This is a genomic window from Streptomyces sp. CB02056 (assembly GCF_001905545.1).
Classification (GTDB): domain Bacteria; phylum Actinomycetota; class Actinomycetes; order Streptomycetales; family Streptomycetaceae; genus Kitasatospora.
Genome location: NZ_LIPD01000007.1, coordinates 335,804 through 342,113 on the forward strand (window position 1 = coordinate 335,804; position 6,310 = coordinate 342,113).

Annotated in this window: 6 protein-coding genes; 4 read left to right on the top strand and 2 right to left on the bottom strand. The window is 73.8% G+C overall.

Annotated elements, in window-relative coordinates; translation table 11 throughout:
• The first annotated feature begins 21 nt into the window (after positions 1–21).
• Both AMK13_RS20350 and AMK13_RS20355 read left to right on the top strand, forming a co-directional pair.
• Positions 22–612, top strand: coding sequence for a TetR/AcrR family transcriptional regulator (locus AMK13_RS20350; protein ID WP_074003527.1), 591 nt, complete (start codon positions 22–24; stop codon positions 610–612).
• Positions 609–2,105, top strand: coding sequence for an MFS transporter (locus AMK13_RS20355; protein WP_074003528.1), 1,497 nt, complete (start codon positions 609–611; stop codon positions 2,103–2,105). Before AMK13_RS20350 ends, AMK13_RS20355 begins: the two co-directional genes overlap by 4 nt.
• A 32-nt stretch (positions 2,106–2,137) precedes the next feature.
• Here the strand turns inward: AMK13_RS20355 and AMK13_RS20360 are convergent, their stop codons facing one another.
• A complete protein-coding gene (locus tag AMK13_RS20360) occupies positions 2,138–2,665 on the bottom strand; it encodes a DinB family protein (protein WP_074003529.1) in 528 nt (175 codons plus the stop codon).
• Positions 2,616–4,022 carry an MATE family efflux transporter gene (locus AMK13_RS20365; RefSeq protein ID WP_158077731.1) on the bottom strand — a complete coding sequence of 469 codons (1,407 nt, stop codon included), beginning with the start codon at positions 4,020–4,022 and terminating at the stop codon, positions 2,616–2,618. The genes AMK13_RS20360 and AMK13_RS20365 overlap by 50 nt, the downstream gene beginning before the upstream one ends.
• Before the next feature lie 240 nt (positions 4,023–4,262).
• Here AMK13_RS20365 and AMK13_RS20370 point away from each other — a divergent pair, with 240 nt between their 5' ends.
• Positions 4,263–5,477, top strand: a complete 1,215-nt coding sequence (locus AMK13_RS20370; RefSeq protein ID WP_074003531.1) for an IS110 family transposase — start codon at positions 4,263–4,265, stop codon at positions 5,475–5,477.
• A 225-nt stretch (positions 5,478–5,702) separates the two neighbouring features.
• Positions 5,703–6,257 carry a PadR family transcriptional regulator gene (locus AMK13_RS20375; protein ID WP_074003532.1) on the top strand — a complete coding sequence of 185 codons (555 nt, stop codon included), beginning with the start codon at positions 5,703–5,705 and terminating at the stop codon, positions 6,255–6,257.
• Positions 6,258–6,310 lie beyond the last annotated feature (53 nt).

Genomic DNA, 6,310 nt, shown 5'->3' on the forward strand with positions numbered 1-6,310 from the left:
CAGCTGGTAGACAGTGTCCTCATGACCGAACAGGAGCAGGACCTGCGGGCCCGACTGGTGGCCGCCGGCGTCGAGTTGGTGGCCGAGGGCGGCGTCCAGGCGCTCGGCCTGCGCGAGATCGCCCGCCGCGCCGGGGTCTCGCACGGCGCGCCCCGCCGCCACTTCCCCACCCACCGCGAACTCCTCGCCGCCATCGCCCAGCAGGGCTTCGGCAGGCTCACCGACACCCTCGCGGGCGCCGACGCCCTCACCGCCGCCACCGGCGCCGACGCGCGCACCCGCCTCGACGCGCTCGCCCGCGCCTACCTCGGCTTCGCGGCCGCCAACCCCGGCATGTTCGAGCTGATGTTCCGTCACGACCTGCTGGAGGGCAGCGGCATCGAACTTCGCCGCACCACCCTGCCGCTGTTCCTCACCTTCGTCGGCCTGGTCACCGAGGTGCACCCGCAGTCCGACGATCCGGCCGCCGCCACCGCCGCCCTCTGGTCCAACCTGCACGGCCTCGCCCAACTGCGCACCTGGGGCAGCCTGCGCCTCATCACCGGCGACGACTCCGTCGAGCCACTGCTGCGCGCCACGCTGGACGCCCACCTCGGCCCCTCGGCCCGATGAACCCGCCACGGCACCACCGGGGGCTCGTCCTGGCCGCGAGCATCACCGGCGCCGTCCTGGTCGCCGTCGACGGCACCGCGCTGACCGTCGCCCGGCCGGCCCTCCAGCACGACCTGCACGCCTCCGTCGCCGCCGTCCAGTGGGCCAGTACCGGCTACCTGGTCACCGTCGCCGCCCTGCTGGTCTTCGCCGGCCGCCTCGGCGACCGGTACGGGCACCGGCGGGTCTTCGCGCTCGGCGTGACCGGCTTCGCCGCCGCCTCGCTCGGGATCGCCGTCGCACCCGGCATCGGCTGGGTCGTCGCGCTGCGCGTCCTGCAGGGCGCGGCCGGCGCGCTGTTGCAACCGGCCACCCTGGGCATGCTGCGGGCCGCCTGGCCCGCCGACCGCCTGGCCGGCCCGATCGCGATCCGCACCGCCGCCATCGGGCTCGCGGCGGCGGCCGGACCGCTGGTCGGCGGCGCACTGACCACGCACCTCGGCTGGCGGTCGGTCTTCCTGCTGGGCCTGCTGCCCGCCGCGGCCGCCCTCCTGGCGGCCCTCGCGGTACCGGCCGGAGCCGGATCGCCCGACACCCGATCCCCGGCCGCCGGGCGCGGCAACCGGCACAGCAGCGAGCACGACGGCCGTCACGGCAGCGGGCTCGACCTGCCCGGCGCGGCCCTGCTCGCACTCGCGCTGGCCCTCCTGGTGCAGAGCCTGGTGACGCTGCCGGACACCGGCCGACCGGCCGTTCCACTGCTCGGCCTCACCGCGGCCGGAGTCCTCGCCCTCGTCCTGGTACGCCACGAACGCCGGACCGCCGACCCCCTGCTGCCGCCCGCGCTGCTCCGCTCCACGGCCGTCGCGCCGCCCCTCGTCGTCCTGCTCGCCGCCTCCGCCGCGCTCCAGGGAACGCTCTTCCCGGCCACCTACTACCTCCAGGACGTGCTCGGGCTCGACCCCCTGCGGAGCGCCCTGCGGGCGGTGCCGCTCGCGGTGACGATGATCCTCGCGGCGCCCGGTTCCGCCTGGCTGGCGAAACGTCACGGCGAGCGGGCGGTGGTGCTGCCGGGAATGGCCCTGATCACCACGGGAGCGCTGCTCACGGCACTTCTCGGCACCGGCACCGGCACCGGCACCGGGACGCTCGCGATCGGCGGCTGCTTCGCGCTGCTCGGCACCGGCTTCGGTGCGGTGATGGCCACCGCCACCACGATGGTGGTCCGGGGCGCGGCCGCCGCCCGGGCCGGGGTCGCGGGCGGCCTGCAGCAGACCGTGCTGAACATCGGCCCGGCGCTGGGCATCGCCCTGGCCACCGCCGCCGCCGGCCGTACGGACCCCGGCACGGCGCTCGCGCCGTCCGCGCTGACCATGGCGGCGGTGGCCGGCGCGGGGACGCTGCTCGCCGCGCGGCTGACCGGACGAGCGGCCGGACCGACGGCCGGTGGGGCTGCCGACCGGACCGCCGGGCCGGCGTCGGGCGCGCGGCCGGAGTCCGCCGGCCGGCGCTGAGCAACGCCCGTGCCGTCAGACCCCGGTTTGGTTCACACCCCGGTGGCGCCGTCGACGGACTCCCGGAGCAGGTCGGCGTGGCCGTTGTGGCGGGCGTACTCCTCGATCAGGTGCACCAGGATCCAGCGCAGCGAGACGCTGTCCGCGCCGATCACCGCGGCGACCTGCGGGGAGAGCGGGCCGGCCGCCTCCAGCGGCTTGTCCGCGGTCAGCTCCCGGCCCCGGTCGACCTCTGTCTGCCAGTCCCGCAGCGCCTCGGCCATCCCGCGCTCCGGGGCCAGCCCGTAGCCGTCGGCGTTGTCCGCGCCGTACACCGGCGGGACGTCCTGCCCGGCGAACACCCGCTGGTACCAGGTGCGTTCGACCTCGGCGAGGTGCTGAACCAGGCCCAGCAGGGTCATCGTGGACGGTGGGACGGACGCCAGCCGCACCTGGTGGTCGTCGAGGCCGTCGGCCTTCCGGGCGAGCGTGGCCCGCTGGAAGTCCAACCAGTTCTCCAGCGTGGTGCGTTCATCGGTGTGCGGGGGCGGGATCGGCCGCCCGTCCGGGGTGTGTGCCATGGCCCCCACCCTGGCACACACCACCGACAGTCCCGCGCGGACTCCGCGACCGTGTCAGTGTGGCGAGCAGCGCGAGCTGCACGGCCGCGCCCACCGCAGGCCCGAGCCACACCCCCGACACCCCCAGCGGCCCGGACAGGGCCGCCGAGGCGGCGAGTTGGGTCCCGAGACCGAGCAGGACGGAGACCACCAGCGGGCGCCCGGCGCCCGCCGCCTGGTGCACTCCGCCGACCGCCACCACCAGCGCGTACGGCAGCAGGTAGAGGGCCGCCGAGCGCAGGAAGCCGACGGACTGCGCGGCCACCGCCCGGTCCTCGGTGAAGAGCGCGGTCAGCGGCACGGCGAGCGTGACGGCGAGCAGCGCCGCCACCCCACCGAGCAGCGCGGCGAGGCGTCCGGTGGCGCGGCGCAGGGTGTGCAGCGCGGCGACCTCTCCCGCACCGGTCAGCCGTGCCGCCTCGATCGCGGCGGCCTGGCGCAGCGCGTAGAAGGCCATGGTGGCGACGAGCAGGACGCGGTAGCCGAGGCCGTAGCCGGCCACCGCCGCGACGCCGAAGCCCGCGACCAGGCCGAGTTGGGCGGTTCCGACGGCCATCCGGGCGGTGAAGTCCAGACCGAACGGTGCGCCCGCGCGCAGGATGTGTACCGCCGCCGCGCCCGCTCCCCCGGTGCCGCCGGGGTCCTGCGGCTGCGGTTCCTCGCGTCTCACCGGCTTCCGTAGTCGCCGCCCGCGCCGCACTCGCAGGGTGACGGCGAGGGCGATCGCCCGGGAGAGGACCAGGGCCAGGGCGGCGCCCGGCACGCCGAGGGCGGGCAGCGGCCCCGGGCCGAGGATCAGCAGGGGGTCGAGGAGGAGCAGCAGCGCGTTGGAGAGCAGGGCGATCCGCATCGGGGTGCGGGTGTCGCCCGCGCCCTTGAACAGCTCGTCGGCGACGCGCTGGCCGACGAAGAGCGCGAAGGCCGGGAACGCGACGGCGAGGTAACCGGCGGCCTGTTCGGCAGCTTCGCCGTCCAGGAAGGCGCCTGCCAGCCGGTCGCGCAGCAGGAAGCCGGGGACGGCGAGCGCCGCGCTGACCGCGGCACAGAGCCGCCAGGCCGCGCGGGTGGTCCGGGCGGCTTCGGCGTGATCGCCGGCACCGAGGGCGTGGGAGAGCCTGACGCTGGTACCGGAGGCGACCACCAGGACCAGGCCGAGCAGCAGGTTCTCGACGGTGCCGGCCAGGGTGACGGCCGCGACCGCGGCCCCGCCGAGACCGGCCACCCAGAGGGCCCCGATCACCGAGGCGATCACCCCGGACAGCAGCTCCGCGTAGACGGGTACCGCCAATGCCGTGAGTCGGCGCAACTGGCCGCGCATGCCCTTCCATACCTTTCTTCGTGGGATCGTTCTGGTCATTCGTAAGATCAGGGCACCCAGGGATGCCGGGTGTGGCTGTCATGTCATTGCCGCGTCCGTGGCTGAGGGAGATTGGCCGCCCGGCATCCCGCGACGACTCGGCCGCTGATTGGGATGCGCGGAACAAGATCGCTCGTATGGACATGTCGGCGAGGTCGTCTGCTGGGACTGTGAACAGGCACGTCGAGCGAGGAGGATTGGATGCCCGAACTGTGGGCCGGGACGGATGCGGGCAAGGCCGAGCACCACTGCACGGCGATCGACACGGACGGGAAGACGGTGCTCTCCCGCCGGGTGCCGAACAACGAGGCCGAACTGCTGGAACTGCTCAGCGACGTCCTGGAGCTGGCCGACGGCAACCCGGTGACGTGGGCGGTGGACCTGAACGCGGGCGGCGCCGCGCTGTGGATCGCGCTCCTGGTCAACCACTCGCAGAAGCTGCTCTACATCCCCGGCCGGACCGTGCACCACGCCTCGGCCGCCTACCGGGGCAACGGGAAGACGGACGCCAAGGACGCCTTCGTCATCGCCGACACCGCCCGCATGCGCCGCGACCTGCAACCGCTGGACCAGGCCGGCGAGATCGCAGTCGATCTGAAGATCCTCACCGCCCGCCGCATGGACCTGTCCGCCGACCGCACCCGTGCCATCAACCGGCTGCGCGCCCAGATGCTGGAGTACTTCCCGGCCCTGGAACGGGCCTTCGACTACAGCGTCTCCAAGAGCGCCCTCGTGCTGCTGACGGGCTACCGGACGCCGGCCGCACTCCGGCGCATCGGTCGGGCCCGACTGGCGGCCTGGCTGAAGAGTCATGGCGTGCGCACCGCGCCCACGGCGAAGAGCACGGCCGAAGCCGCGGTCACGGCCGCCGAGGCCCAGTTCACCGCCGTTCCCGGGGAGAAGACCGCCGCCAGGATGGTCCACACCCTGGCCAGGGAGGTGATGTCCCTCGACCAGGAGATCGCCGAGCTCGAAGCCCTGATCGAGGGCCGGTTTCGCGAGCACCCCCACGCCGAGGTGATCACCAGCATGCCCGGCATCGGCGACATGCTCGGCGCCGAGTTCATCGCCGCCACCGGCGGCGACATGGCCGCCTTCGGCAGTCCCGACCGCCTCGCCGGGGTCGCCGGCCTCGCCCCCGTGCCCCGCGACTCCGGCAAGGTCAGCGGCAACCTCCGCCGACCCCGCCGCTACAGCCGAAGACTCCTGCGGATGTTCTACCTCTCCGCCCAGGTCGCCGCTGTCCACTGCCCCGTCTCGAAGGCGTTCTACCGGCGCAAGCGCGACGAGGGCAAGTCCCACAAGCAGGCCGTCCTGGCCCTCGCCAGGCGCCGTCTCAACGTGCTCTGGGCCCTCATACGCGACAGCCGCACCTTCGATGCAGTTGCGCCCAAGAACGCCGCCCCAGCGCAGTAAGGCAGTCACGAGGCGTCACCGCCCTGGCTTGACAACATCATTGGGAATCTCCCTTCCCCTGTGGTGCTCGTACGTGACCGGGCCGGCCCCGGCCCGCCTCGGCTCTCCTCGATCGGCTGCGGCCCTCTCGACCTGCCTCGAATAGAGATACATCGTTTCGAGGCACATCGACAAGAGGTAACATGACGACTCCACAGGGCGCACTCCGACCGAAGGGCTCCAGCCGTGTTGACGCTCGCGATCCTCGGTTTCCTGTACGACCAGCCGCTTCACGGCTACGAGCTCAAGTCCCGGATCACCGGACTGACCGGTCATGTCCGACCGGTGAGCGACGGCGCGCTCTACCCCGCCATCGCCCGACTGGAGAAGGCCGGACTGCTGCACCGCCGCACCGAACCGGGCAGCGGCGCCGCACCGCGGCAGACGCTGGAGCTGACGGCGCAAGGGCGGGCCGAACTGCTGCGCCGACTGGCCGACCCGGAGCAGGCCGAGATCACCGACCAGATCCGCTTCTTCACCGTCACCACGTTCCTGCACCATCTCGCCGACCCGACCCGGCAGGCCGCCGTGCTCCGCCGCCGACTGGCCTTCCTGGACGCTCCGAGCAGCTTCTTCTACGACGGGACGGGGCAGCCGGTGACCGCCGAGCGCGAGCCGAACCCCTTCCGGCGCGGGATGCTGCTCGTCGCCCGGGCCTCCACGGCGGCCGAGCGGGCCTGGCTGTCCGAGACCGTCGCGGAGCTGGAACGACCGGGCGGGGCGGAGCTCTCGGAAGGCTAGGTCCTCTCTTTCGGATCACGTCGGATCAGCGTGCGGCGTCGGGGTGCGTGCAT

Bases quoted from the DNA above. Each gene is read 5' to 3' on its own strand.
- AMK13_RS20350 (WP_074003527.1), top strand. From the start codon at position 22: ATGACCGAACAGGAGCAGGACCTGCGGGCCCGACTGGTGGCCGCCGGC.
- AMK13_RS20355 (WP_074003528.1), top strand. From the start codon at position 609: ATGAACCCGCCACGGCACCACCGGGGGCTCGTCCTGGCCGCGAGCATC.
- AMK13_RS20360 (WP_074003529.1), bottom strand. From the start codon at position 2,665: ATGGCACACACCCCGGACGGGCGGCCGATCCCGCCCCCGCACACCGAT.
- AMK13_RS20365 (WP_158077731.1), bottom strand. From the start codon at position 4,022: ATGCGCGGCCAGTTGCGCCGACTCACGGCATTGGCGGTACCCGTCTAC.
- AMK13_RS20370 (WP_074003531.1), top strand. From the start codon at position 4,263: ATGCCCGAACTGTGGGCCGGGACGGATGCGGGCAAGGCCGAGCACCAC.